Origin of the sequence: Veillonella parvula (assembly GCF_945949885.1) — a bacterium.
GTDB classification, from domain to species: domain Bacteria; phylum Bacillota; class Negativicutes; order Veillonellales; family Veillonellaceae; genus Veillonella; species Veillonella parvula_B.
In genome coordinates this window covers 65,348-90,365 of the sequence record NZ_CAMFFZ010000005.1, presented here as the reverse complement: position 1 = coordinate 90,365, position 25,018 = coordinate 65,348, and the positions used below count along the sequence as shown (strand labels likewise).

24 protein-coding genes and 2 riboswitches are annotated in these 25,018 nt (G+C 38.2%); of the genes, 4 read left to right on the top strand and 20 right to left on the bottom strand.

Annotated features, from left to right (window positions below):
- Window positions 1-119: 119 nt before the first annotated feature.
- Entirely contained in the window at window positions 120-1,151 is a 1,032-nt protein-coding gene (selD, locus tag Q7O55_RS02970) for a selenide, water dikinase SelD (RefSeq protein ID WP_303928181.1), read from the bottom strand.
- Between the two features lie 9 nt (window positions 1,152-1,160).
- Window positions 1,161-1,364 carry a DUF951 domain-containing protein gene (locus tag Q7O55_RS02965; protein ID WP_295817514.1) on the bottom strand — a complete coding sequence of 68 codons (204 nt, stop codon included), beginning with the start codon at window positions 1,362-1,364 and terminating at the stop codon, window positions 1,161-1,163.
- A 751-nt stretch (window positions 1,365-2,115) separates the two neighbouring features.
- Here Q7O55_RS02965 and rbr point away from each other — a divergent pair.
- A complete protein-coding gene (rbr, locus tag Q7O55_RS02960) occupies window positions 2,116-2,661 on the top strand; it encodes a rubrerythrin (RefSeq protein WP_008602900.1) in 546 nt (181 codons plus the stop codon).
- 155 nt (window positions 2,662-2,816) lie between these two features.
- On the opposite strand, the gene thiM is transcribed toward rbr, so the two are convergent.
- Genes thiM through thiW form a run of 3 tightly spaced genes read right to left on the bottom strand, consistent with a single transcriptional unit; the run spans window position 2,817 to window position 5,663 of the window.
- Window positions 2,817-4,337, bottom strand: coding sequence for a hydroxyethylthiazole kinase (thiM, locus tag Q7O55_RS02955; protein ID WP_303928179.1), 1,521 nt, complete (start codon window positions 4,335-4,337; stop codon window positions 2,817-2,819).
- Window positions 4,338-4,350: 13 nt separating this feature from the next.
- Complete coding sequence (gene thiD, locus Q7O55_RS02950; RefSeq protein ID WP_303928178.1) at window positions 4,351-5,184, bottom strand: bifunctional hydroxymethylpyrimidine kinase/phosphomethylpyrimidine kinase; 834 nt, start codon at window positions 5,182-5,184, stop codon at window positions 4,351-4,353.
- The gene (gene thiW / locus Q7O55_RS02945; protein WP_303928176.1) at window positions 5,184-5,663 is read right to left on the bottom strand and encodes an energy coupling factor transporter S component ThiW; all 480 of its coding nucleotides are present in this window, start codon (window positions 5,661-5,663) and stop codon (window positions 5,184-5,186) included. The genes thiD and thiW overlap by 1 nt, the downstream gene beginning before the upstream one ends.
- Window positions 5,664-5,726: 63 nt before the next feature.
- Window positions 5,727-5,821: riboswitch (TPP riboswitch) on the bottom strand.
- Window positions 5,822-5,902: 81 nt separating this feature from the next.
- Window positions 5,903-6,008: riboswitch (TPP riboswitch) on the top strand.
- 52 nt (window positions 6,009-6,060) lie between these two features.
- Here thiW and cytX point away from each other — a divergent pair.
- On the top strand, window positions 6,061-7,260 hold the full coding sequence (gene cytX, locus Q7O55_RS02940) for a putative hydroxymethylpyrimidine transporter CytX (RefSeq protein WP_303928174.1): 1,200 nt from the start codon (window positions 6,061-6,063) through the stop codon (window positions 7,258-7,260).
- Window positions 7,261-7,395: 135 nt separating this feature from the next.
- Here cytX and Q7O55_RS02935 read toward each other — a convergent pair whose 3' ends face one another.
- From Q7O55_RS02935 to modA, 3 genes are all read right to left on the bottom strand, one after another.
- Window positions 7,396-8,025, bottom strand: coding sequence for an ATP-binding cassette domain-containing protein (locus tag Q7O55_RS02935; RefSeq protein ID WP_303928172.1), 630 nt, complete (start codon window positions 8,023-8,025; stop codon window positions 7,396-7,398).
- 8 nt (window positions 8,026-8,033) lie between these two features.
- Window positions 8,034-8,702, bottom strand: coding sequence for a molybdate ABC transporter permease subunit (modB, locus tag Q7O55_RS02930; protein WP_303928170.1), 669 nt, complete (start codon window positions 8,700-8,702; stop codon window positions 8,034-8,036).
- A 237-nt stretch (window positions 8,703-8,939) separates the two neighbouring features.
- Entirely contained in the window at window positions 8,940-9,728 is a 789-nt protein-coding gene (modA, locus tag Q7O55_RS02925; RefSeq protein ID WP_303928169.1) for a molybdate ABC transporter substrate-binding protein, read from the bottom strand.
- A gap of 382 nt (window positions 9,729-10,110) precedes the next feature.
- Here modA and Q7O55_RS02920 point away from each other — a divergent pair, with 382 nt between their 5' ends.
- Window positions 10,111-11,100 carry an AEC family transporter gene (locus tag Q7O55_RS02920; RefSeq protein ID WP_303928168.1) on the top strand — a complete coding sequence of 330 codons (990 nt, stop codon included), beginning with the start codon at window positions 10,111-10,113 and terminating at the stop codon, window positions 11,098-11,100.
- A gap of 57 nt (window positions 11,101-11,157) precedes the next feature.
- Here Q7O55_RS02920 and Q7O55_RS02915 read toward each other — a convergent pair whose 3' ends face one another.
- The 10 genes from Q7O55_RS02915 to glmS form a co-directional block, all read right to left on the bottom strand.
- Window positions 11,158-11,880: a DMT family transporter gene (locus tag Q7O55_RS02915; protein WP_303928167.1), complete on the bottom strand. Its 723-nt coding sequence runs from the start codon at window positions 11,878-11,880 to the stop codon at window positions 11,158-11,160.
- A gap of 263 nt (window positions 11,881-12,143) precedes the next feature.
- The gene (locus tag Q7O55_RS02910; protein ID WP_004693850.1) at window positions 12,144-12,434 is read right to left on the bottom strand and encodes a metalloregulator ArsR/SmtB family transcription factor; all 291 of its coding nucleotides are present in this window, start codon (window positions 12,432-12,434) and stop codon (window positions 12,144-12,146) included.
- 192 nt (window positions 12,435-12,626) lie between these two features.
- The gene (locus Q7O55_RS02905; protein WP_004693853.1) at window positions 12,627-13,073 is read right to left on the bottom strand and encodes a universal stress protein; all 447 of its coding nucleotides are present in this window, start codon (window positions 13,071-13,073) and stop codon (window positions 12,627-12,629) included.
- Window positions 13,074-13,251: 178 nt separating this feature from the next.
- Window positions 13,252-14,523 carry a hypothetical protein gene (locus tag Q7O55_RS02900; RefSeq protein WP_303928164.1) on the bottom strand — a complete coding sequence of 424 codons (1,272 nt, stop codon included), beginning with the start codon at window positions 14,521-14,523 and terminating at the stop codon, window positions 13,252-13,254.
- Between the two features lie 8 nt (window positions 14,524-14,531).
- Entirely contained in the window at window positions 14,532-15,287 is a 756-nt protein-coding gene (locus Q7O55_RS02895) for an amino acid ABC transporter ATP-binding protein (RefSeq protein WP_303928163.1), read from the bottom strand.
- Between the two features lie 153 nt (window positions 15,288-15,440).
- Entirely contained in the window at window positions 15,441-16,097 is a 657-nt protein-coding gene (locus tag Q7O55_RS02890; RefSeq protein WP_227037746.1) for an amino acid ABC transporter permease, read from the bottom strand.
- A 123-nt stretch (window positions 16,098-16,220) separates the two neighbouring features.
- Window positions 16,221-17,033: an amino acid ABC transporter substrate-binding protein gene (locus tag Q7O55_RS02885; RefSeq protein WP_303928161.1), complete on the bottom strand. Its 813-nt coding sequence runs from the start codon at window positions 17,031-17,033 to the stop codon at window positions 16,221-16,223.
- A 259-nt stretch (window positions 17,034-17,292) separates the two neighbouring features.
- Window positions 17,293-17,769: a hypothetical protein gene (locus tag Q7O55_RS02880; protein WP_303928159.1), complete on the bottom strand. Its 477-nt coding sequence runs from the start codon at window positions 17,767-17,769 to the stop codon at window positions 17,293-17,295.
- A 36-nt stretch (window positions 17,770-17,805) separates the two neighbouring features.
- Window positions 17,806-18,792 carry a tryptophan--tRNA ligase gene (trpS, locus tag Q7O55_RS02875; RefSeq protein ID WP_303928157.1) on the bottom strand — a complete coding sequence of 329 codons (987 nt, stop codon included), beginning with the start codon at window positions 18,790-18,792 and terminating at the stop codon, window positions 17,806-17,808.
- 58 nt (window positions 18,793-18,850) lie between these two features.
- On the bottom strand, window positions 18,851-20,683 hold the full coding sequence (gene glmS, locus Q7O55_RS02870) for a glutamine--fructose-6-phosphate transaminase (isomerizing) (RefSeq protein ID WP_303928155.1): 1,833 nt from the start codon (window positions 20,681-20,683) through the stop codon (window positions 18,851-18,853).
- 523 nt (window positions 20,684-21,206) lie between these two features.
- Between glmS and Q7O55_RS02865 the strand changes: the two genes are divergently transcribed.
- Window positions 21,207-22,604: a hypothetical protein gene (locus Q7O55_RS02865; protein WP_303928153.1), complete on the top strand. Its 1,398-nt coding sequence runs from the start codon at window positions 21,207-21,209 to the stop codon at window positions 22,602-22,604.
- Between the two features lie 119 nt (window positions 22,605-22,723).
- On the opposite strand, the gene Q7O55_RS02860 is transcribed toward Q7O55_RS02865, so the two are convergent.
- Entirely contained in the window at window positions 22,724-23,836 is a 1,113-nt protein-coding gene (locus Q7O55_RS02860) for a tetratricopeptide repeat protein (RefSeq protein WP_303928152.1), read from the bottom strand.
- Between the two features lie 239 nt (window positions 23,837-24,075).
- Complete coding sequence (locus tag Q7O55_RS02855; protein ID WP_303928150.1) at window positions 24,076-24,771, bottom strand: aspartate/glutamate racemase family protein; 696 nt, start codon at window positions 24,769-24,771, stop codon at window positions 24,076-24,078.
- Between the last annotated feature and the right edge of the window lie 247 nt (window positions 24,772-25,018).

Below are 25,018 nucleotides of genomic sequence, written 5' to 3'. Positions count from 1 at the left end.
CAGCTATCAGCTATCAGCTATCAGCTATCAGCTATCAGCTATCAGCTATCAGCTATCAGCTAATAATATTTTATTTAAATAGCTAAATCAATACTATACAGTACTTATCTTTTATAAGTTTATTTTGTTACTCGTACGGCAAGACCGCTGAAGCTTTCAACAGTGCCCACAATAGCAGCACAGTCAATACCCGCCTCATAAAAGGCCTCGACAAGTGTCTCACCTTCGCTAGCAGGAACAGAAAATAGTAACCCGCCAGAGGTTTGAGGATCAAATACAATATCCGTCCATACAGGATTCAAGTCCTCATCAACTTGTACTTCAGTTATAGCCTTGCGATTACCATAAGATGCAGCTGGAATTAAGCCCATTTGAGCCGCCTCGATGACATCATCAAAAAGAGGGATATCGTAAACTTTAATATGAATCGTTACATCAGAAGCACTTGCCATTTCAACGGAGTGTCCCATGAGGCTAAAACCCGTAACATCTGTACAAGCATGAACTGTAAAGTTATGTGCCACCTCGGCCGCTGCACGATTTAAAGTACTCATACTAGTAACAGCCTGTTCCGTACCTACAGGAAATAAACCTGCTTTCAGAGCATTATTCATAATACCTGTACCGATACGCTTTGTTAATACTATCACATCCCCTACTTGAGCACCTTTATTTTTCCAAATCTGATTGGGATTCACTTGTCCTGTCACAGACATCCCAAAAATAGGTTCCTTATTTTCAATGCTATGTCCACCTACGATAGCTGCACCAGACTCGGCTACAATCGAACCAGCCCCATTTAACACATCCGTCAAAACACCTTGCTCGACGAGAGGAACCGGAAAGCCTACGATATTCATCGCCGTTAAAGGGGTGCCACCCATAGCATATACATCGCTTAATGCATTGGCAGCTGCAATTTTACCAAATAAAACAGGATCATTAACCATAGGAGTAAAGAAATCTAAGGTTTGCACCAATGCAAAGGTATCAGAGATTTGATATACTCCAGCATCATCGGCACCAGTCATATCTGCGAGAACATGCTCGTTAGTAACGGGTGTTACAGCTTTCAGCACACGGTTCAATATATGAGGCCCAATCTTACACGCACAGCCTCCACTTGTCACATAATCGGTAAGTCGTACCATAAGCCCTCCTTACTCATTTTCCGGCAATCGAGATACGATTTTCTTAACTGCCTTTTCAAATTTAGGGCGCGGCATCAAGAGTTGATGACCACAACCATTACATACGACGAGAAAGTCCGTGCCAATACGTTTAACTTCCCACTCGTCACTGCCGCAAGGATGTGATTTTTTCATCTTCACTACATCGCCTACGTAATATCTAACAAATGCCATAGCGCCTCCTTTAACTTCTGTCAGTATTTATATATTTATTATACATAAAATAGTTACTTCTATAAATATACCCTAATTCTATAGTTCAATCCTCTATTATATATAACCATAAAATTTTCACCCTAAATATATAATGTGCAATTTTAATATATCTGCTGTTCTTATAATTAAAGCATAAATCAAGAGAATTATTATTTTATAACCGCCAAAAGGTCACAGAAATTTTGCACTTAATCATTATATTTTATGGGGAAATATTAGTGCATACAACGAAATCAACATTAATAACTAAACAATAATGATTTTTCATTTAGTTATCATTCTCAATATCAAAACAGGGATTTTTTATAAACCCCATACTATTCATTCTTTATAAATCCGCATTTTTACTGCATTGATAATATTTATCATTTAGAAAATTTTCGAAATAAATTTTATAAAAAGACTTGCATTTCTCATTTAGTATGTTACAATATAGTCAACAATGATTATTCGTTAAGTATACGGATAACACATTGTGTATAAAACTGTTAGGACGGCAAGTGCCGAAACACACAAATAAGTAAGTACTATTTTAAGAGTTAGGCAAGTGTCTATTTAATCTAAGAATAAGTTTTCTTAACTAAGGCGAAGTCGCCCTCGAAATTATAGAATAAGTATTCTATTCCATTGCATTCACAACCAAGTGGTTATGAATATATATGTTAAGTAACAATTTTGAAAATTATCGTAAGTACAAAGGAGTATTATAATGGCAGAATTAAAAGGTTCTAATACTGAAAAAAATCTTCAAGCAGCATTTGCTGGCGAATCCCAAGCATTCCAAAAATATACATTCTACGCTAGTGCAGCTCGTAAAGCTGGCATGAACGAAATCGCTGACTATTTCGAAGAAACAGCTCACAACGAATCCGCACATGCTAAATTGTGGTTCAAAGCTCTTCATGGTGGCGATATTTCCGCTGATATCGAAGCTAACCTTCGCGATGCAGCAGCTGGTGAAAACTACGAACATACTACAATGTACAAAGAATTCGCTGACGAAGCTGAAAAAGAAGGCTTTGCTAAAATCGCTTTCCAAATGCGCGAAGTTGGTAAAATCGAAGCTCGTCATGAAGCTCGTTACCTTGCATTAGCAGCTCAAGTATCCGGTAACAAAGTATTCCACAATGACGAACCAGTAGCTTGGATCTGTGCTAACTGCGGTTACGTACATGTTGGTGAAGAGGCTCCAAAAATTTGCCCTGTATGTGCACACCCACAAGCTTTCTTCCACCGTTTCGTTGAATCCATCTAATCTGTAAGTACGACACTAACTAGATTAATAACCTGTAAGTACAGATTTTAATAAAACTATACCTGTAAGTACAATCTAAACTTACAGTAAGTACTGACAACTTCCTTAACAAAAAGACGATGACATTTGTCATCGTCTTTTTTTGCATTCTTTTGCTATATTTTTATTTTATCTACTAAATTTTTAAATTGTTGTGCTGCTTCATATGGATTATCTGCATGAGCAATAGCAGATATTACGGCTACTCCACTAGCACCTGCTTCCAAAACAGACTTTGCGTTATTTAAGGTAATACCCCCGATACCAACGCATGGTAATGTTAAACCTTCTGCTTGTAACTCAGCAATGCGCTCAGGTCCGCACGGCAATTGAGCATCAGGTTTGCTACTTGTAGTATACATAGGGCCTACACCAACACAATCCGCATAAACTACATTGGTCTTATGAAGTTCCTCCACAGAATGAATGGATATACCAACAACCTTATTCCCTACAAGATTACGAACGTCTTCTAAACGCATATCCTCTTGTCCTACGTGAACACCATCAGCGTTAACAGCCACTGCTAAGTCTACATCATCGTTAATAATATAAAGCACATTATACATGGCACAGATTTCTTTTAACTGCTGAGCTAATTCTAATTTTTGTTGTCCTTCTAATGTTCCTATGCCCTTCTCTCTAAATTGAAAGCAGGTCACACCACCTCGACAAGCGGCTTCAACAATGTCCAGTAAATGGCTTTCATTAAAACCTACATCTTGCGTACCACTAATAAAATATACCTTTAATTGATTGGGCACAACTACGGGCCGTATTCGGTTTTCAGATAAAATCATCGCATCATCGAATTGATATAAGGCATCCAGAAATGCCACACTAAAACTACCAGGTTTTACGCCGCTCGCCTTAACCGCACTTTCACCAGCTAGACCATAGTAAGCCAGTGCATACGCAAGGAACTCACCTATAGACATGTTATACATGAATGGATAATAGATACTAAAAAATGCAGCTAACACAGCACCTAATAAACAACCGGTTCCAGTTACGGCTGTCATGATTGGATGACCATGAGGAACTGCAAATACACGGGTTCCGTCAGAAACATAGTCCTCTTCCCCCGTTGCGACAACAGGACAATTAATAAGGCGTGCCAAACGATACGTAATGATTGCGCTATCCTCAACTTGTTCACCATCTACGACCTTACCAGAGAGAGACCTATCAATCTTATGATTTGTATTAAGAGCATCATAGATTGCTTTGATTTCACTTTGGTTCCCTCGTAGCAACGAAATAGCATCAGTTTTAATCAAGTCTAAAACTACAGATAATCGATACGCCCCAGCATGACAGCCCACAGGATCTAGCACAATGGGTACCTCATGAGCCTTCGCTAACTTAACAGTCTCTTTGTAATAAGTTACCTTATCTGGTGTAACGGTCCCAATATTAATGAGTAGTGCAGAAGCATGAACGATAATATCTTTTAAGTCTTCGCTACACTCACTCATCACGGGCGATGCTCCGATGGCTAGTAAACCGTTAGCCGTAAAGGTTCGCACTACATCATTTGTAATGCAAATAATAAGCGGACTTCTTTTGCGTAGAGTCTCTAATATATTCAGTTCGGTCCAAGTTGAGCTATTTATATATGGATTTTCATAGGTCATATAACTATCTCCTCTACTCATTTTTCAAGAATTCATCCATCGTTTGAGGACCATTTGTCAATAAACCATAAGCCATGTGATTAACAGGTCCGCAGCCATTTCCAAGCACTGGATTATGCTTAATAGCCAATGCAATATAGTTCTTTGCAATACCTATGGCATCCATTACATCACGCCCTTTCGCGAGCTCTGCCGTAATAACCGCCGAGAAGGTACAACCCGTACCGTGAGTATGAACAGTATCATATTTAGGACTTGTCCACGTATGCATATCTCCATCTTTGGTGAAAGCATAATCCGTTGCATCATCTCCAATATGCCCACCTTTAATGATGACCACTTGAGGTCCTAATTCACGTAAAATACGGTTAGCAGCTGTTGTAATGTCACTTTTACAAGAGATAGCCATGTCCGCTAACACCTCTGCCTCGCTACGATTAGGTGTAATGACTGTGGCGACCGGAATGAGTTTAGATTTTAAGAAATCGACAGCCTCACCCGATACAAGTCGATCACCGCTGGTGGCAATCATAACTGGATCCATCACATAAGGGATGTTCTTACTCACATAAGGATAAATGAGATCCATCATCTCTGGTAAAGCAATCATGCCCGTCTTAACGGCTTGTGGTGCAATATCTGAATATACATCGTGTAACTGTTTTTCTATGCTTTCTAGCGATAGGTGTTCTACGTGATGTACACCCGTTGTATTTTGAGCCACCACAGAAGTAACAACGGCCATGCCGTATACATTTCGACTTTGGAAGGATTTTAAATCAGCCATAATGCCAGCGCCACCACTAGGGTCAGTACCGGCAATTGTTAATGCAGTATGTAGTTTCATTATGCCTCCTTGTGTAACAGATTACGTCGAGATAAGATTTGTAATACTACGAAGCCAATGCAAGCACCTGCAATGGAGCTCATGGAAAAGGATGTAATCAAGGTCAATAATGCCAATGGTTTGCCTAGTAGGAAATGAGCAATTGGATAGCTTACAAGAGCACCAATAAGTCCAGTGCCAATGATTTCGCCTAGAGCCGCTGCCCAGATGGCGTTGTATTTTTTATATAAGTACGCAGATAACCAAGCGCCAATCATACTGCCTGGAAAGGCTAAGGGAGAACCTAGCGCTAGTACATTACGTAAGCAAGAAGTGCTAAAGGCAGCGCCTACAGAGACTCTCGCCCCTACTACAACGGCCAAGATTACATTTATCATATGTTGAAATGGAAAAATACGAGCAGGGCCAATAGGAATCGACGTAGTCGATAAGACGACACCTAAGGCCACACATATGCTAGCAATAATCATTTTTTTCATAATACCTCCAAGTAAATAAAAATGAGACCACCTCAAATGGAATGGTCTCGTAATAGTTTGGTATCATGTTTCATTCCACTTCCCTACGCCAGTATTATCTGGATCAGGTCTAGGGTTTTGAATGGTCAATCTCAGCAAAAGCACCCCTAGTGGCAATATATTTTTATAATCTAGTTATAACATTATTATACAATCTATGCAACAAAATAATTGACGGTTCCCGTAGCACCTCGTATAATGAAGCCATAATGGGGTGCTCACACAAGTGGGCTGAGAGTAAGCTAAAGCTTTAACCCATAACCTGATTTGGATAATGCCAACGTAGGGAACATAGAGGATTAATGGCCGAGTTCCTGTGAGCTCGGCTTTTTCTATGGCTTCCTGGCAAGGAGGACGTATGAAAGATACACACATCACGCAACCACAATTTGCCATGATATGGTTCGGTGCCGCTTTATCGATTGCGGAAATTATGACCGGTACCTATCTGGCTCCCTTAGGACTTACACAAGGTCTCTATGCCATCATCTTAGGTCATATTATCGGCGGCATACTACTCTTTGGGGCCGGTCTCATCGGTGGTCGGCTCCGGCAAGGTAGTATGAATACTACCGCTTTTAGCTTTGGACCATTAGGAGCAAAGGGCTTTGCCTTTTTAAATATGCTCCAGCTCATCGGTTGGACCAGCATCATGATTTACGATGCCATGTTAGTCTTACAAACACTGGCACCTCTATCACCTATGATTTGGGCCATTGCCATCGGGGCCCTCGTCATTTTGTGGCTCTTCATCGGCCTCCACAATACAGGCTATATTCAAGCCATCGTATCTGTTTTATTACTAGGCCTCACACTCTACATGGGAGTTCACATGATTTCTAAATGGCCTAGTGACAGTAGCTTCATGACTAACGGCAATATGAGCTTTATAACAGCCCTTGAGCTATCAATAGCTATGCCCTTATCTTGGCTTCCTCTCATCAGTGATTATACCCGTGAAAGTAAACATCCTTTCACCGCATCACTTACAAGTGCTACAATCTACACGGTAACGAGTATCGTCATGTATACCTTAGGTCTTAGTGCGGCCATCTTTGGTGGTGGAGACTCTATTATTACCATTATGATGAATGCAGGCCTTGGCCTAGCAGGGCTCCTCGTAATTATCTTCTCTACTGTCACTACAACCTTTATGGACGCTTACTCTGCAGGTGTTTCTAGCACCACAATCTATAATAGTGCATCTAGTAAGGGCATTGCAGTTATTGTTACCATCGTTGGCACTATTGCAGCTATCTTGTATCCGATGGACGATATTACAGACTTCTTATACCTCATCGGATCTGTCTTTACCCCAATGATTGCCATCTTGCTAGCGGACTACTTTATGAATCGTCAACAAGTGCAAACTCTATCGGCTTTTTTAGTACGCGGCACAATTTGGGCTGTATCGGTCGGTTTATATCACTATATGTTACACAGTGAAAGCACCGTAGGTGCTACATTACCAGCCTTTACAATGGCCTTTATCATAACTACTATCATTGGTTTCGTAAGTAAAGCAGTAAAGGTCTCTACAGAAGTTAAACAACCATAATAGGATATATACAACAAGCATCCAAGATAGGAGACTAACTAAATAGGAACTGCTATATAAACAATAAAACCCCTTTAGGAGCAATAACTCGTATGAAGGGGTTTTGTTATTTAGATTCTTTTATTTACATTATTGTTATTTAGATATTTGAATTTGGCCTTCTTCACAGGTCCAGTGCCGATCTCCAACCATTTCGGCTTCGCTTTCATCATGAGTTACCCATACACAAGGTACATCCCACTCGCGAATAATGGACACCAAATCTTCGCGCACATGCTTTCGCAAGTTCCAATCTAAAGCAGATAAAGGCTCATCGAGAAGCAAGATAGTCGGTTTAGAGTAGAGCGCACGCCCCAAAGCAACTCGTTGCTGTTCGCCACCAGACAGGTTGCCAGCCTTCGTTTTTCGGTATTTCTCAAGGCCTAAACGCTGCAATAGACTATTACACATGTCAGGTGTGCCTCGTTTGCTATAGGTAATATTATATTCCACAGACAAATGCGGGAATACGATATTGCCTTGTGGCATATAGCCTACCTGACGTTTTTGAGCGGGAACCCAAATCTTATTATCTCGATCCACCCACGTTGTTTCATTACAGTGAATACTACCTGTAGTGGGTTTTACAAGTCCTGCAATGCATTTAATGAAAGTACTTTTACCACTGCCGGATTGACCTGTCAAAACGGTAATACCAGAAGGAAGTACCCCATCGGCTTTCACAGTCATAGAAGGTCTAGCTACGGTAAAGGAAAATGTAATCATCGGACCTCCTAATTTTTATCAATGTGACGGAACAAGGACCCCTTTGTGATGAGGTGAATCCCACTCAACAATGCCAATGTGAGCACACAAATATAGATAACTAATTCAAAAGCATCCATGTACTGCCCTGCCTCTACGTAAGAGTAGATAGCAAGTGGCATGGTGCGCGTTACCTTTGGAATATTGCCTGCAATCAAAATGGTAGCACCGAACTCGCCCATAGCACGACAGAAGGCTAAGATACTGCCCGTCAAAATGCCTTTCCAAGCGAGTGGTACGGAGATAGTAAAAAAGATACGTAACTCTGAAGCACCTAATGTACGCGCTACGTCCTCCATATTATGATCGACGGATTGCAATGCTGAACGCACCGTTTGATAAAACAGCGGAAATGCAATTACAGAGGAGGCTATCACGGCACCGGATGCAGCAAAAACAACACTCATACCATGAGCTTCAAGCCAAGCACCAAACGCATAACCTGGAGTAAATACCATAAGTAACGCAAAACCAACAACTACCGGAGGCAGTACAAGTGGCAAGGTAATAAGTACATCAAGAATAGCAATACCACCCCACTTGCAACGGTTCATCCAGTAACAAGTCGCTAAGCCACTTAAAATAACTATAATAAGAGCTATACTTGCCACCCATAGCGACAGCCATAATGGACTCATGTCACGCCCCCTTTCTATACACAACAACTCTAAAGTATGTGCTATATCCATTAATTCAAAAATACTTTTCAAACAAATTATATGCCCAAAATCATATCATATGTTAGATTATTAAGCACTCATCACTACAAATGAGTAAAAAAAAGCATACAGTGAGCAATCATAAGATTAGTAATATCAATAATATCTCTATTGTATCATAAGAAAACGCTAGCCCTGAAGGCTAGCGCTTTACTCTTATTTAGAAGTAGAGAAACCGTATTTTTCTAATACTTTTTGGCCTTCTGGGCTCATTACGTATTGGTAGAAGTCTTTTGCCAATGCGTTGTCATATTTTTTAATAATACCAATTGGATAGATAACTGGATCATGGGAATCAGCCGGTGTTACTGCAGAGATTTCAACTGCATCGCCCGCTGAGATAGCATCAGTTTTATAGATGAAACCAGCATCTCCAGCACCTTGGCTAATGGAAGCTGTTACAGCTTTTACATCTTTAGCGTATACTACATTAGGTTCTACCTGTTCCCAAACGCCTAGTTTTGTTAATACTTGTTTACCATAGTTACCAGCTGGTACTGTTTCAGGATTGCCCAATACGATACGCTTTACTGTAGCGATTTGATTTAGCTCAACCTTAGGTTGACCTTTTGGAACTACGAGAACGAGTTCATTAGTTACGAATGGCTTTACATCAGTTACCAAATCTTTTTCTTGTAACATTTTCATATTTTTCTCGTCAGCAGAAATAAATAAACTAGCTGGTGCACCTTGTTCGATTTGTTGACGTAATGTACCAGAACCAGCGAAGTTAATAGCGATTTGATCATCCGCTAAGTTATGGCTTTTTTTGTAAGCATCAGCCAATTCTGTAAGAGCACCTTTAAGGCTTGCTGCAGCTTGTACAGTAATCTTTTCAGATGTGCTTGGTTTAGCTGACTCAGTTGGTTTACTTGCATCATTACCACAACCTACTAAAAAAGCAAGCATGAAAACGCTCATTAATACTAATAAAATTCGTTTCATAATTCCTCCTGTGCATCCCTTAAAACGCCATACTGTAAACGCCATGGTAATACCTAGAGATACTTCGCGTACTAACAAACTGAAATATACAATATATACATATTATACTAAAAATCGATGGTTGAAATCGTATACTAAAATCACATTCTAAATAGATATTTCTGATGATTATGATAAGTAATCATAATCAATAAATTTTTAAGCCCCAAACAATAGATACTATGGTATGATAATACTATAAAGGATAAAAATATTTTAGAAAACTTATTCACTTATAGCTTATATAAAACAACTGTATATTTACTACATATAGTTATACGATAAACTAAAACTATGCCTTATATATTAACTAATATATTAAAGAAAAACTCTAGGTGAGATGATGAATCTATTCGAATTAGTAGGCCATATTTTTATGAATTCTATGGTCCCTATCTTAGTACTTATAGGCGTGGGATTTATATTAGATAGAAAATTTAAACTCGATCTATATACGCTGAGTAAACTAAACTTTTATATATTGTTACCTACCTTTATATTTCGAGCGATGTATGAAGCTAAACTTAACTCAGGTACTTTGGAGATTGTATTCTGTGCGCTCTGTGTACTCATACTAAACTCCATCCTTTCAAATGTGGTAGGTAAGATGCAAGGATATGATGTGGCTAAGATCGCAACCTTAAAAAACTGCGTTATGTTTAATAACGTTGGGAATATGGGTGTCGCCCTTGCTATCTTTGTATTTACTAACATTCCATACGTCATCGATGGTGCTACCCCCTATGCTAATCTAGGTTTAGTGAGTGTTGTATCTATCATGATCATACAAACTATTAGCAGTAATACCTACGGTTTCTACCAAGCGGGAGCAGGACGATTAACCCCTCGGGATGCACTAAAGGTCGTATTTCACATGCCCATGGTATATGCTATCCCTCTGGCGCTACTTTGCCACCTACTCCCTTTCGATTTACACGGGCTCTTCTTCTTTGCACCACTCAATATATTTGCCAATGCCTTCGTTGGCGTCGCTATGATTGCCTTGGGTGTTCAAATTAATAGAACACCTCTAAACTTTTTCAAGATGGATGTCATGCTCGCAACGATCTTACGACTCATTGTGAGCCCACTTATAGCCGCTGGTATTACCATACTATTTATAATGTTCTACGGCCCTATGCATCCAATAGCAGCGCAAACTATCATCATAACCTACAGCGTACCTACCGCTATCAATATGTCTCTTATTGCTATTGAAATGAAGAATAATCCAGAATATGCTACACAAATCGTAATGGGAACTACCATTTTATCCGCTATAACTATGCCACTGTTTATTACTATAGCCTATTATTTATTCCCATTATATTAAAATAAAAAATCATAGTTATAAAAAATCACTCATAGCCATATGACTATGAGTGATTTTTTATGCCTTAGCATTTAGCCTTGTTAAACAAGTTACACAAGCTGTAACAATTATAGCACCAATAATTTCATTCAAGGCTAAATTATGATTAAGAATAACTACATCTAAAGCTAAAGTAACTATTGGTCCCATTGCACTAATAACTGCTGCAAGAGATGCATTAATTCTTTTAAGACCAAAAGACATCAAGTATGAAGGAATGATAGAACAAAAAATGGCCAAAAATACTAAATAAATCATAGTATGAGTTTGAAGCGTTAAAAAAGTAGTAAAATTTTTGCTATCACTTATAAATCCAAAAAGTAAAAGTACTGTAGTTATACACATATAAGTACTAGTAAAAATAGTAGGACTAATATTCGAAACAGCCCTCTTACTATAAATAATAAACAACGCCCAAAAAATGGCAGAAAGTAAAACTAGTGAAATACCTATTAAAGTATCTATAAGGTGGTTATCAACGGTAGGATTAAACATAATTGCTAAGCCTAGCACAGTAGATACAATTAGAACTACTTTTGAAAATGTAATGCGTGATAAATCTGAAGATAACAGAAAAACGTAAATTGGAAATGTAAATAGAACGGCACGTTCTAATGAGGCAGATATATATAATAATCCTATAAAGTCAGCTATAGATGAAGATAAATAAAGAATAGCTCCAAAAAATGAGTATTTAAAAACCTTACTTTTATTCACGCTATTCCAATCAAAACGAATCATTGGTATAAGAAAAAAAGGTAATGATAAAACAGCCCTACACACAAGAACATTCAAGGGGCTCAGTGAATCTAAATAAATTAGTTTTGCCCATATAGATTTTGTTGATAGGAATACAGTAGCTAAAAATACCACTAATATTCCTATATTTTTCATTAACAGATTCACTTTATATACTTCTCCATAATCAGATACAACTCAGATTAAATATAAAAACACATTTCCTCCTAAATAGGACGAAATGTGTTCATGATACCAAAATGTAATTATTGATGAGCTACGTGTTCCATCCCCATGCGAACTAAGCATTCAACATGATCATCGTTTAGAGAATAGTATGCTGTTTTCCCATCTTTACGATATGTAACAAGGCGCGCTTGGCGCAATACACGCAATTGATGAGAAATAGCAGATTGTCCCATCTCCATGGTTTCTGCAATGTGATTAACACACATTTCATTTTCTAGTAATAGCTCTACTATTTTAAGGCGTGTAGGATCACCCAAGATTTTAAACAGTTCTGCTAGCTTCAGCAATGATTCTTGTTTGTCGGTCATATAATCCCCCTTTTTTAATCCTATCCATTCTTTTTTGTAGCTCTTCTATGTCACTAATCGATACGTCTTAACGTATAACACCAATATGTATGGCATACATATAGACATTATATCATTTTTAACATAAAAAAGAGACTTTGAGAAACCAAAGTCTCTTTTTTTATCATATCTATATAAAATATAAGATATAAATTATTTAATGATTAATACAGGGCAAGTAGAGTGGCTAGTTACATAGCTACTTACGCTACCCATGAATAAGCCTTTCAAAGGGCCAAGACCACGGCTACCCATTACGATGAGATCAGCATTATATTTTTTTGCCACTGCAAGTAGTGCAGGTCCAGGGGAGCCAACTTCAAATACGCTTTTAACTTTTACGCCTGCAGGAATTTCTTTCACTACATCATTAAGAATTTCCTTACCAGTTTCTTCCATATCCTCAGCAATTTGCTCAGATACATATCCACCAGAAATTGGTGTTTGATCAAAATTGGAAATAGCAGACACAATATTTGCAACGTGAACAACAATCAATTCAGCTTGGTTGCGATCCGCTACAGCGAGAGCATGTTCCAACGCACGTTTAGCATTTTCAGAACCATCAGTAGGTACGACAATAGTTTTGTAGGTAACCATAATAACCCCTCCTATTCCTAATCCCTCAAAGGGGATATGATCAAATATCGTTTAGCCTATTTAGCCTATACTAATATATTCTAGACCATCAAGGAAAACTCCTCTTTTTTCTGAGGATTTATTACATTATAGCACAAATCGTACAGAATTATACAAATAAAAGAATATTATGCGTATATTAAAGAACCTGAGACGATTGATTTGTATTAAGTGTAGTAGTCAATTTAAAACCATCTAATATATCTATAAGTTCCTGAGTAGCAAGATTGCTAGTGGATGGACCAATCATTCGAGCTACTGCTACATTACCTTCATTGCCAAGAATAATTGTTGCGCCAAAGGATACTGGTTCCGCTACAGATGTATCAGATATATTTGGATTTTTCATATGGCCCGCCAAATAGAACATCACATTACCGTCAATGATATGCGTTTCATAACGAGTAATCGTGGCCTTGTTCATATCAACCAATTGTTTAAGATAATAATCACCAAGCATCTGCTTAGCCATCATAGTTGGCATGCCGGAACTAACAGCTTGTACTGGAATTGTAAAGGACTCAATGTCAAGGCGTACATTATGTTTAGTGAAAGCAATCTTACCTTTTTCATTAAGACGGGTGAAACCTTTTGGATAGGTAAATTTGATACCTTCTGCAACACTGATATCGCTTGTGCCGGTTAATATTTTTTTTACCCCTTTAATAGCATTAGAACCGCGCTTATTGATCAATTCAAAGGATGGAATTGTATTCTCCATCAAACCTAGCTCCATAAACTCTGCACGAACAGGTGCATACGTACTAGACAAATTGTACCGATGAGTTGGATCTTTCTCCATGATAAATTCTGCTTCAAATACAGACTGAACCGGCTCTGTAGATGTCATATCTGCATAAGATTTTGGTGTACTCTTATCCCAGCGTGCGGAAACTGCACCTTTCTTAGCAAAGAACCCACCAACAATATCATTATGCTCAAAGTTATTGCTATGTTGGCGCCAGATATTTAAATACTCCTCATTAGACATGCCCTTAATAGGTACACCATACCAAGTCGTATTCCATTCTTTTTGAGATATTCCTTCTTGTGGTGTATTATTGCGCTTAGTAAAAGATACTGTATAGGAATCCTCTTGCTTAGGGCCCGCTAAATTGAAGGAATACCCTTGAATATGTTCGCTTTCACTACGCACATCCATATCTAACATAACGCCATCAGCTACACGCCAAGGAATCGAGAACATATAACCATTTTTGTAATCCTTCACCACCGTGTTCATCTTAGTAGCATAGGATTTGTATTGTTCTGGCAAAATAGATGCGGAATCCTTCTGAGATTCCACAATAGATAAAGGTGTATCAGGCGTCTTCTGTAAACCTTCCGCCATAATAGAAGTCGTTCCCAAAGCCATGACAGCTAAGGTTGCCGCAAATAAACGTAACTTCATAGAACCTCCTATAACATATTATCCAAGAACGCTTTCGTTCTTTCGTTCTGCGGATGACTAAAAATTTGTTCTGGTGTTCCTTTTTCTTGAATAACACCATCAGCCATAAAGATAACACAATCCGATACTTCACGAGCAAAGTTCATTTCATGAGTTACGATAATCATCGTCATGTGATCGTCCGCCAATTGTTTGATTGTCTTAAGAACCTCACCAGTAAGCTCAGGATCAAGAGCAGATGTGGGTTCATCAAAAAGCATGATTTCTGGATTCATCGCTAGCGCACGGGCAATAGCTACACGCTGTTGCTGACCGCCAGACAAGCGAGATGGATACATATCTCGTTTTTCCCATAATCCTACTTTATTGAGTAATTGCTCTGCAATCGGTGAGATTTCGTCATCTTTCATACCTTTTACCATACGTGGAGCAATCATAATATTATCTAATACCGTCATATGCGGGAACAAATTGAAAGATTGGAATACCATACCCATGCGGAGCAATAATTCATGCTGAGTTTGAGGAGAAGCGTATTTTACAACCCCATTTTCAGTACTAGCAAGAATCGTACCATCAACGGTAATAGAGCCTCCATCAATCGTTTCTAACTGACCCAAGCAGCGTAAAAATGTAGATTTACCAGAACCAGAAGGCCCGATAATAGAAACGATTTCTCCTCTATTCATTTTGAGCGACACATCGCGCAATACGGTTTGATTATTAAAGCGTTTTTCAATACGCTCCATATTTACAAATGTCATAAGTACCTCTTACATCGTCATATTAAGTATATAATTAGCGTCTCAAGTAAAGATATCTCATCTACGAAATCGCATCTATAGACATCAAATAAAGCTATCCCACCTATAAAACTAGCTACACCATTACATACGACAAACTACCATAGAATTAGATTAATCTTCGTATACAGCAAATCTTCGTTCTAAGTAGCTGAAGATATTCGTCAAAATAAAGGTAAAAATCAAGTAGAATAATGCTGCCACGAGGAATGCAGAAATATCAAAATCACGTTGTACGATAGATTTTGTAATACGCAAGATATCATTCATCGCCAATACATACACGAGAGATGTATCTTTCAATAAGTTAATCGTCTCATTCGCAAGAGGAGGCAATACACGTTTAAACATTTGTGGCAAGATGATCTTACGCATAGTTTGTGCATAGGTAAAACCAAGAACCTTCGCCCCTTCGTACTGACCTCGAGAGATAGATTGAATACCCCCACGGAAAATCTCACATAAATAAGCTGCGTAGTTTAAGACGAAGGTAAGAACTGCTGCCGTCGCATCATCCATCTGAATGGCACCGTCTGTAATGATTGGCAAGGCATAATAGACGAATAAAATTTGTAACATCAACGGTGTGCCACGCATTAAGTACACGAAAGCATCGACAAGCTTATCTACTAAAGGCAATTTAGATAGACGTAACATAGCCATTAAAATGCCACCAGGAATAGATAAAATCCATACAATACAGAATAGCGATACGGTTACCTTTAAACCATCAGCGATGGTTGGGATAATCTGCAATAAATAATCTAACATGAAAGACTCCTTCAAAACACGACTAGAGAAGGGCCATCTGGCCGCTTCTCTAGTGTACATTTCGTTCTTTAATTATCAGTTGTACCTACTGACCATAATACTATTAGTATATCACGAATTGTACTATTTAGCATCGCTCTTATCTAAGTCTGCGCCTGAGCCTAACCATTTTTCAGCAATTTTATCAGCAGTACCGTCTTTTTTCATTTCAGCTAAGATACCATTAATTTTGTCACGCAAAGCAGTATCATCTTTACGGAAACCAACAGCGAAATTATCAACACCGTAGTCAGTACCTTCTACAATTTTGTATTTACCAGGTTCTTTTGTCATAAGATAACGAGCGATTACACCGTCAGCAATAACCGCATCAACACGACCAATACCAAGATCCATAAATGCACTTACAAAATCCGCATAGGATTTTGTCTCCTTAACAGTCTTACCGCTTGGGTCGTTTTGCAATGCTGTTTCACCAGTACTAGCTTGTTGCACGCCTACTACCTTACCAGCTAAATCGGCTTTACCTTTAATGGAGTCATCGTCATTACGAACAATGACGTATTGTTTATCCTTCATATATGTGTTAGAGAACAAAATATTTTTCTCGCGCTCAGGAGAAACTGTTAAGCCATTCCACAAAGCATCAATTTTTTTAGATTTTAGTTCCGCTTCTTTACTGGACCAGTCAATAGCTTTGAACTCTACATCCATGCCAGCACGTTTAGCTGCTTCTTTAGCCATGTCGATATCAAAGCCAACAATTTCGCCTTTTTCATCTTTAAAGCCCATTGGAGGGAAACTATCATCTAAACCGATAACGACTTTCTTAGGCAATTCTGTATTAGCTTTTTTAGCGTCACCACCACAACCTGTTACAAATGCCATCATAGATACGGCTGCAAGGCCAACGGCCATCATCTTTTTCCAATTCATAACTATCCTCCACGGCGCTTTTCGCCTATTTACTACTTACTAATATACTTTGTACAGATTTACATTCTGTATCCGATGATTGTATTATACTTTAGTTCATTAAAGTTGTAAATAATTAATTTGATGAATTTTTGAGTTTTTTTCTTACAGATTCTCCACATATATAGTTTATGATTCTAGATTCATTTGCTTTATGTTTCTGTAGTCCTATATTTATATTTCTGTATGCCTATATTATATAACGCTCCATACTCGTACTTTATGACTGCGTATGTTTATGGATGGCCTCAATCATCGCCATTTTATCCTTGTACGCCACCTGATACAAATCAAGTGGTATCACATAGATTCCACCATGACCATTCATCGCTTGCAACTCGCGCCATTCCTCAGTGAATCCGATAATATGCTCATAATCAACAAAGACGAAATATTCATCCCCATAGAATAAACTGTGAAAGTATTCTTTCACAGAAAAAGGCCTACGTTTTAACACGAGGCCCTTTTCACAGATAAAAGCTTGACTTTCACCTAATCTATGAAGGGTCCATAATATCACGAGCAGCAACAGATAATACCATACACGTTCCGCCCAGTCTGAGGGCATATATTTTACGATCAACGCACACACAACTAGACCGATGATGCGACCGGTCCACTGTATACCGCGATGTATTTCTAAGCTCTGTTGTACGGCACCTGATGAAAAGCGTTCCATCGCCTCTTGTTTCGTCATGGTTTACCTCACAAATTGAAAGTCTACTATATGATTTTATTTACGGCACAAGCCCATAGCTTGCTCTACCTTACAGTACATTGCACTTGCTTTAGCATGCGCCTTAGCAGCCCCTTCATCGAGGATTACATCCAATTCAGGGCTTGTAATCAATTCATTGTAACGTTGTTGAATTGGTTCAAGAGTTGCTACTAATAGATCAGCAATATCGGATTTAAATACACCGTAACCTTTGCCAGCGTACATTTCTTCGATAGCTTCGTAGCTGTCTTTCGTAATGGCACGGTATATTCCCATCAAGTTAGAGATGCCAGGTTTATTTTCTTTATCATAGCGAACCGCATTGTCAGAATCAGTTTGAGCTCGTTTCAACTTTTTCACGATTAAATCTGGTGCATCCAAAAGACGAATTGTAGCATTTTGGTTATCATCAGATTTACTCATTTTCTTAGTTGGCTCTTGTAAGCTCATAACACGAGCACCACCTTCTCCGACCTTGATATCAGGTACTACGAAAGTTTCACCGAATCTACGGTTAAAACGCTCTGCTAAATTACGAGTCAACTCAAGGTGTTGCTTTTGGTCTTCACCTACAGGAACATAATTCGTGCCATATAGCAGAATATCTGCCACCATCAATGGTGGATACGTAAGCAACGCTGTAGGAATAGAGTCACCTTGCTTTTGAGACTTATCTTTGTACTGTGTCATACGCTCTAATTCGCCAACATAGCTAATAGATTGCATAACCCAACCCAGTTTAACATGCTCAGGCACTTCGGATTGCACAAATAATGTTACCTTTTTAGGATCGAGGCCAACAGCGAGGTATAATGCAGCCAAATTACGAGTATTTTGGAATAACTCTTTCGGATCTTGCGGTACAGTGATCGCATGTTGGTTAACGATGCAATAATAACATTCATCAGTATCTTGATAGTCTAAGAAATTACGTAAAGCCCCCAAATAGTTACCAAGTGTTAATTCCCCACTTGGTTGGATGCCGGAAAATATAACTGCCATAATAATCTCCCTATATTGAAATAAACCAACAGTGCCGAAGCACTGTTGGTTATATATATTATTCTACGGTTACAGATTTAGCCAAGTTACGTGGTTTATCTACATCTGCGCCGCGTGTAATCGCTGCGTAGTAAGCTAATAATTGCAATGGTATAACCGCAAGGATTGGAGCGATGAATTTATTTGCACGAGGCACATAGATTGTGTGGTCAACGTGTTTAGATAATTCTTCGTCACCTTTCATACCGATGCCGATTACGATAGCTTCACGCGCTTTTACTTCGCGGATGTTGCTGATCATCTTGTCATAAACATCCTCTTGTGTAGCCAATGCGATAACAGGTACGCCCTCTTCAATAAGAGCCAATGTACCATGTTTCAATTCGCCACCTGCATATGCTTCAGCGTGGATGTAAGAAATCTCTTTCAATTTCAAAGCCCCTTCCATCGCTACTGCGTAGTCGATAGCACGACCCAAGAAGAACGCATCAGATTTGAAGCCATAATGTTTTGCAAAGGCTTTCATATCTTCGTCTACTTCAAAGATTTCATAAATCAAGGATGGTAAGTTTTTAACGCCACTAAGAATTTCTTCGCCTAAAGCTGGATTCATTTTGCCGTTTAATTGGCCAAGATATACAGCGAACAACAAGCCTGCTACTAATTGAGTAGTGTACGCTTTTGTAGATGCTACGGAAATTTCAGGACCAGCCCATGTGTAAACTTTGTTATCCGCTTCACGAGAAATGCTGGAACCAACAACATTGGTAATAGCCAAGGATTTGGCACCAAGGCGTTTAGCTTCCTTCAAGGCCGCCAATGTATCGGATGTTTCACCGGATTGGCTGATAACGATACATAATGTTTTATCATCAGTCAACGGATTGCTGTAACGGTATTCAGATGCAATTTCCACATCAACTGGAATACGCGCCAAGTTTTCAATATATTGTTTTGTTACAAGCCCTGCATGGTATGCAGTACCGCATGCAACGATGAGAATTTTATTGAAAGCTGCCACATCTTCAGCAGTCCAATTCAACTCATCAAAGATAGCTGTCTTACCGTCTTCAGAAATATGTGTACCAAATGTATCACGAACAGCCTTAGGTTGATCATGAATTTCTTTCAACATAAAGTGTTCATAACCGCCTTTTTCTGCTGCTTCCGCATTCCAGTTAACATGGAATACCTCTTTATCAACAGCTTTTCCTTCACGGTCAAATACGGATACATTATCGCGAGTTACGATAGCTAATTCGCCATCGCTTAAAATATATGTGTCACGTGTGTAATTAATAATAGCTGGAATATCGGAAGCAACGAAGTTTTCCCCTTTGCCGAGGCCGATAACCAAAGGGTTTTCTTTCTTTGTACAAATGATTTTATCCGGTTCATCGGCACAGATGATTTCGAGAGCATACGCACCGTCTACACGATTCAGCATACGACGAACAGTACCGACAAAATCGCCATCGTACATGTCCTCCAATAAATGTGCAACCACCTCTGTATCCGTTTCAGATTTGAAATGATATCCTTTTGCGATGAGTTCCTCTTTTAAAGGCATATAGTTTTCAATAATACCGTTATGTACAACGGCAAATTTACCATCTTCAGATGCATGAGGATGCGCATTCATATCGGATGGACGACCATGTGTAGCCCAACGAGTATGTCCGATACCTACAGTTCCTTCATTAGGATCCGCTTTCACGATAGTCTCTAAATTGGAGAGACGGCCTACCTTTTTTTGAATTTTAATAACATTTTCAGGACCGATAACAGCAATACCTGCAGAGTCATAACCACGGTATTCTAACTTTGCCATACCGTCCAACAAGAAATCAGATGCTTGATTAAAGCCAATGTATCCTACGATACCGCACATGAGTATATCCTCCTATAACTGGGGGTATTTCTAGCCCCAGCAAAAACTAAGGCTAACTAATTAATGTTCTAGATTAATATTCTATTTAATATATTAATTATTAATTCAATACAATTCATTCAGATATACTTTGTCCCCATCGTTACCGATGGGTTTTTTAATACCTGTTACGACATGAATATGCCGGAAGAGCATCCGCTGATGACTCGATCACTCTTCACCTCGTCTACCCTAACGACTGCCTTCGTGGGTACTTGCGCTATTCGCCTTTACGAATTCGGAATTCCTTTCTGTGATATATGGCAGAATCAGTACAAATAAAATATGTACTGAGGTATATTATACTAAAAAAATCGATAAAAAGTAAACCACCTAAGATAATTCAAAAGGAATAAAAAAGATTGTTTCTATGCTTCACGTCCTTTTCATTGTAAGAAATTATACTTCTATCATTCTAAATTTTACACAATTAGATTTTGTTGTATTTTCAAAATGTATGTATATAATTTGGGAGATATTAATCATGAATAAAACAACTATAAAGAAGCAACATAAAACTAAAAAGAATAGTTTATCATATAGAAAATTGCGTCGTTGGATATTACCTGCGGTCCTTGGTGCAGCTCTGTCGACATTAGCGGTTATTCCAACCTTAGCAGCAGAAACTCAGTCTAACACTAACATCGCAGTTGTAACCACAACAGAGCAAACCAAAACAGTACCATCCGCACAAGGAAGCACATCTCCAAACGGTGGTCCTAATGGTATGGCACCACAAGCCGAAGTAGATCCTAATACTTTCAAAGGCTCAACTATCGTTACAGAAAACAAATCCATTGCTCATGAGTCGATGACAAACACAACAGCCGATCAGAATGCTTTCATCGGTAAAAATAAAGCGATAATTGATATTGAAAATAGTGTTTTCGATAAGACTGGCAACACTACAAACGACGATAACAGCAATTTTCGTGGTCAAAATGCAGTAGTTCTCAGCATTGACGGCAGTCAAATCAATATCAAGGGTAGCAATATTACATCTAACGCTAAAGGCTCTAATGCAGTCTTTGCCACTGGCGAAGGCTCGGTTATCAACGTAGAAAATACTAATATTCACACAAAAAGCGATTCCTCTCGTGGTTTAGATGCTACTTACAAAGGTACTGTAAATGGCAAAAACCTAACTATCACCACTGAAGGGGCTCACTCCGCTACACTTGCTACAGATCGCGGAGAAGGCACTATCACCGCAGAAGCAGCCAAACTCACCACATCTGGCGAAGGCAGTCCTGTTATCTACTCCACGGGTAATATTATGGTAAACAATGTCAACGGCATAGCGAATAACAGTGAAATTGGCGTCGTAGAAGGTAAAAATTCCATAACCCTTACAAACTCCAATGTAACAGGCTACAAAGATAATGGCTTCATGCTATATCAAAGCTTCTCTGGTGATGCTGAAAGCGGTATTGCTCGTCTGAAAGCAGAGAATAACACACTCACAACTCACGCTACAGGTGCGTTCCTCTATGTAAACAACACCATTGCTGAAGTAGACCTTTCTAACAATGCAATCTCTATGCCGAACACATCTACCCTAGTGAAAGCAGCTGCTGACTCCCGTTGGGGAAAAACTGGTGAGAACGGCGGTCACCTTACACTCCGCGCATCTAATCAAGAACTAAGCGGTAATATTATGGCCGATTCAATCAGTACCATCGCTCTTGACATGACAAATGGATCTAGCCTTGTAGGTGCTGTAAACACAGACAATACGGCTAAAGAAGTAACTGTGAAACTCAGCAAAGACTCCAATTGGATACTCACTGGCGACAGCCATGTAAAATCCTTGAGCAACGAAGACACAACCGGCAGTAACATTCAATTGAATGGATATAAACTTGTTGTAGCTGATAAATAATAACAAAAGCACTACTCTGAATAATTGCAATTCAAAGTAGTGCTTTTAATTTGTTAAACTTACTTGTATATCAGTTTAAATATATAAATCATCTTTATATAAATCTACCAATAAGCAGATTAAAAATTATGAGTTAAACAATCTATTAAATAGCAACCATATATTGGCCATAGTTTTAGTTCAACTGTAGGTTTAAAGTTTTCATCTTTAATTTTATGTTCCAACAAATTTAGATTCTCTAAATCATCTTCCCAGCTTTTGATATAGTCCTGCTTTTCTTCTTCGCTATCAAAGTCTTCGTCCATTTTTGCATTTTCAATGCATGCCAATATTTCTGTTCGTTGCTTGTCCACTTCACGATGGAACATATCATGTTGATTCATAATCAAAAGACCAAAGTAATAAGGGCCATCACTTAAATCACAGTGCTCTTTAGCCTTTTCACACTCATCTAAGAATAGGCCATACTCATCTAATATATAATAGGCGTCAATGATATCAAACTCAAAAACTTCATCATTACTTAAATGATATGCTACATCACCTCCAAGCTTAATTTGCTTCAAACGATCGAGGGCTTGCTTTTTATTACCTAAATAGACATCACAATAAACAATACAAACTAGTAATCTCATTCTATTGGGATAGCTTTTTAATAACTCTTCAAAAATGACCTTTGCTTTCTCATATTTCTTAAGCTCAAACAAACACACTGCATAGCCAAAGTTCATTTCATAATCGTTGGATACTATTCTTCCCTTTTCAAAGGCACATAAACTTTTCTTCAACTCCTCTATTGAACCCTTATCTGCATAAGAGGAAAAATGATATAAAGCCAGCCCTCTGTAAGTCTCTATATATGGAGAATCTAACTTTACAGCTGCTGATAGATAGTCATATTCTTTTATACTCCCCTCATCGTTATAATAAAAAGCCAAATTAGTGTAAATTCTCGCTTTATCAGTATCACTAAGTTCATTAGTATAAGCTTCAAGGAACCCTTCCAATAGTTGTATTGAATTTTTCTCATCCCTCAACACCTGTTCAACAGTTGCTAAAGTACAGGCCACATCCACATCATTAGAATACTCACACATCAAAGTAATTAAATACGTTCTAAAACGCTCTGCGTATTGCTTTAGCACATCATAATCACTAAATATAGACGCATTATATGTAGCTTCATATTCTACTTTAAGATTTTCCCAATACTCTTTTATAGCAAGCTTCATATTACACCTTTTCTATCGAATATATTTCAGACTATATGGCTATAATAACACAAATTACTTCCTATATACGTGCCTATAGTAACTCCTCTCATATAAATTCAAACCATGCTAAAAGATTTCCTTTAGTCTCTAGCTAGTTCTAATTGCATAAAAACAACCCTCTATTAGATATTCTAAAAATGAATAAAAATATCTAATAGAGGGTTATGTTATTTAAACAAAAATAAAAGCTAACTATATTATGCTCTACCAATAGAAATCAACGCCGCATTTTTTGCATGTATCAATGTAGTATCAAATAACGGTATATCTGTATCATCCTGTTTAATAAGTAGTCCGATTTCAGTACAGCCTAAAATAACACCTTGTACACCAGATTTTACCAAATCACCAATAATATCTAAGTATTGTTGTTTAGATTCATTAGAAATAACACCTAAACACAATTCATTGTATATAATACCATTCACAAGTTCAACTTGATCTTCGTTAGGGATAACAACATGAATCCCCCGATTTTCCAAGATACATTTATAAAAATCTTGTTGCATCGTGTACTTGGTACCGAGTAGACCTACCTTTGTAATACCTGATTTTTCTAACTCTACTGCAGTCATTTCCGCAATATGAAGAAGAGGTATGTGAATATGTTTTTCTATTTCATCCGCTACTTTATGCATTGTATTCGTGCATATAACAATATAATCAGCACCAGCCTTTTCAAGAGATTGAGCCGCATCGGATAAAATTTCAGCGCTTCTATCCCAATCGCCATTTGCCTGGCACTTTTCTATTTCTTCAAAATCAACGCTATATAAAATACATTTTGCCGAATGTAAGCCGCCCAAAACTTGCTTAATAGTTTCATTCAAAACTTGGTAATACGTAATCGTACTTTCCCAGCTCATTCCCCCAATTAAGCCTATTGTTTTCATAATGTCACCCTCTAAGCTTAGAATAACCCAAAACAAAAAAGTTATTCATTATGATTATTCAATTTAAAATATCACTTATCTCTAAACCTCCTATATATGTTCCTGCGGCGACTTTACGTAGGACGGAGCAAAGGGACATATATAGGAGGGTATACCTTTGATATAAAAATTGTAGAATGAATTCACAATTATTAAAATCCATAAGATTAATCTCAGTAAAGATGGTTCCTCGCTGTGGATTTTGCTT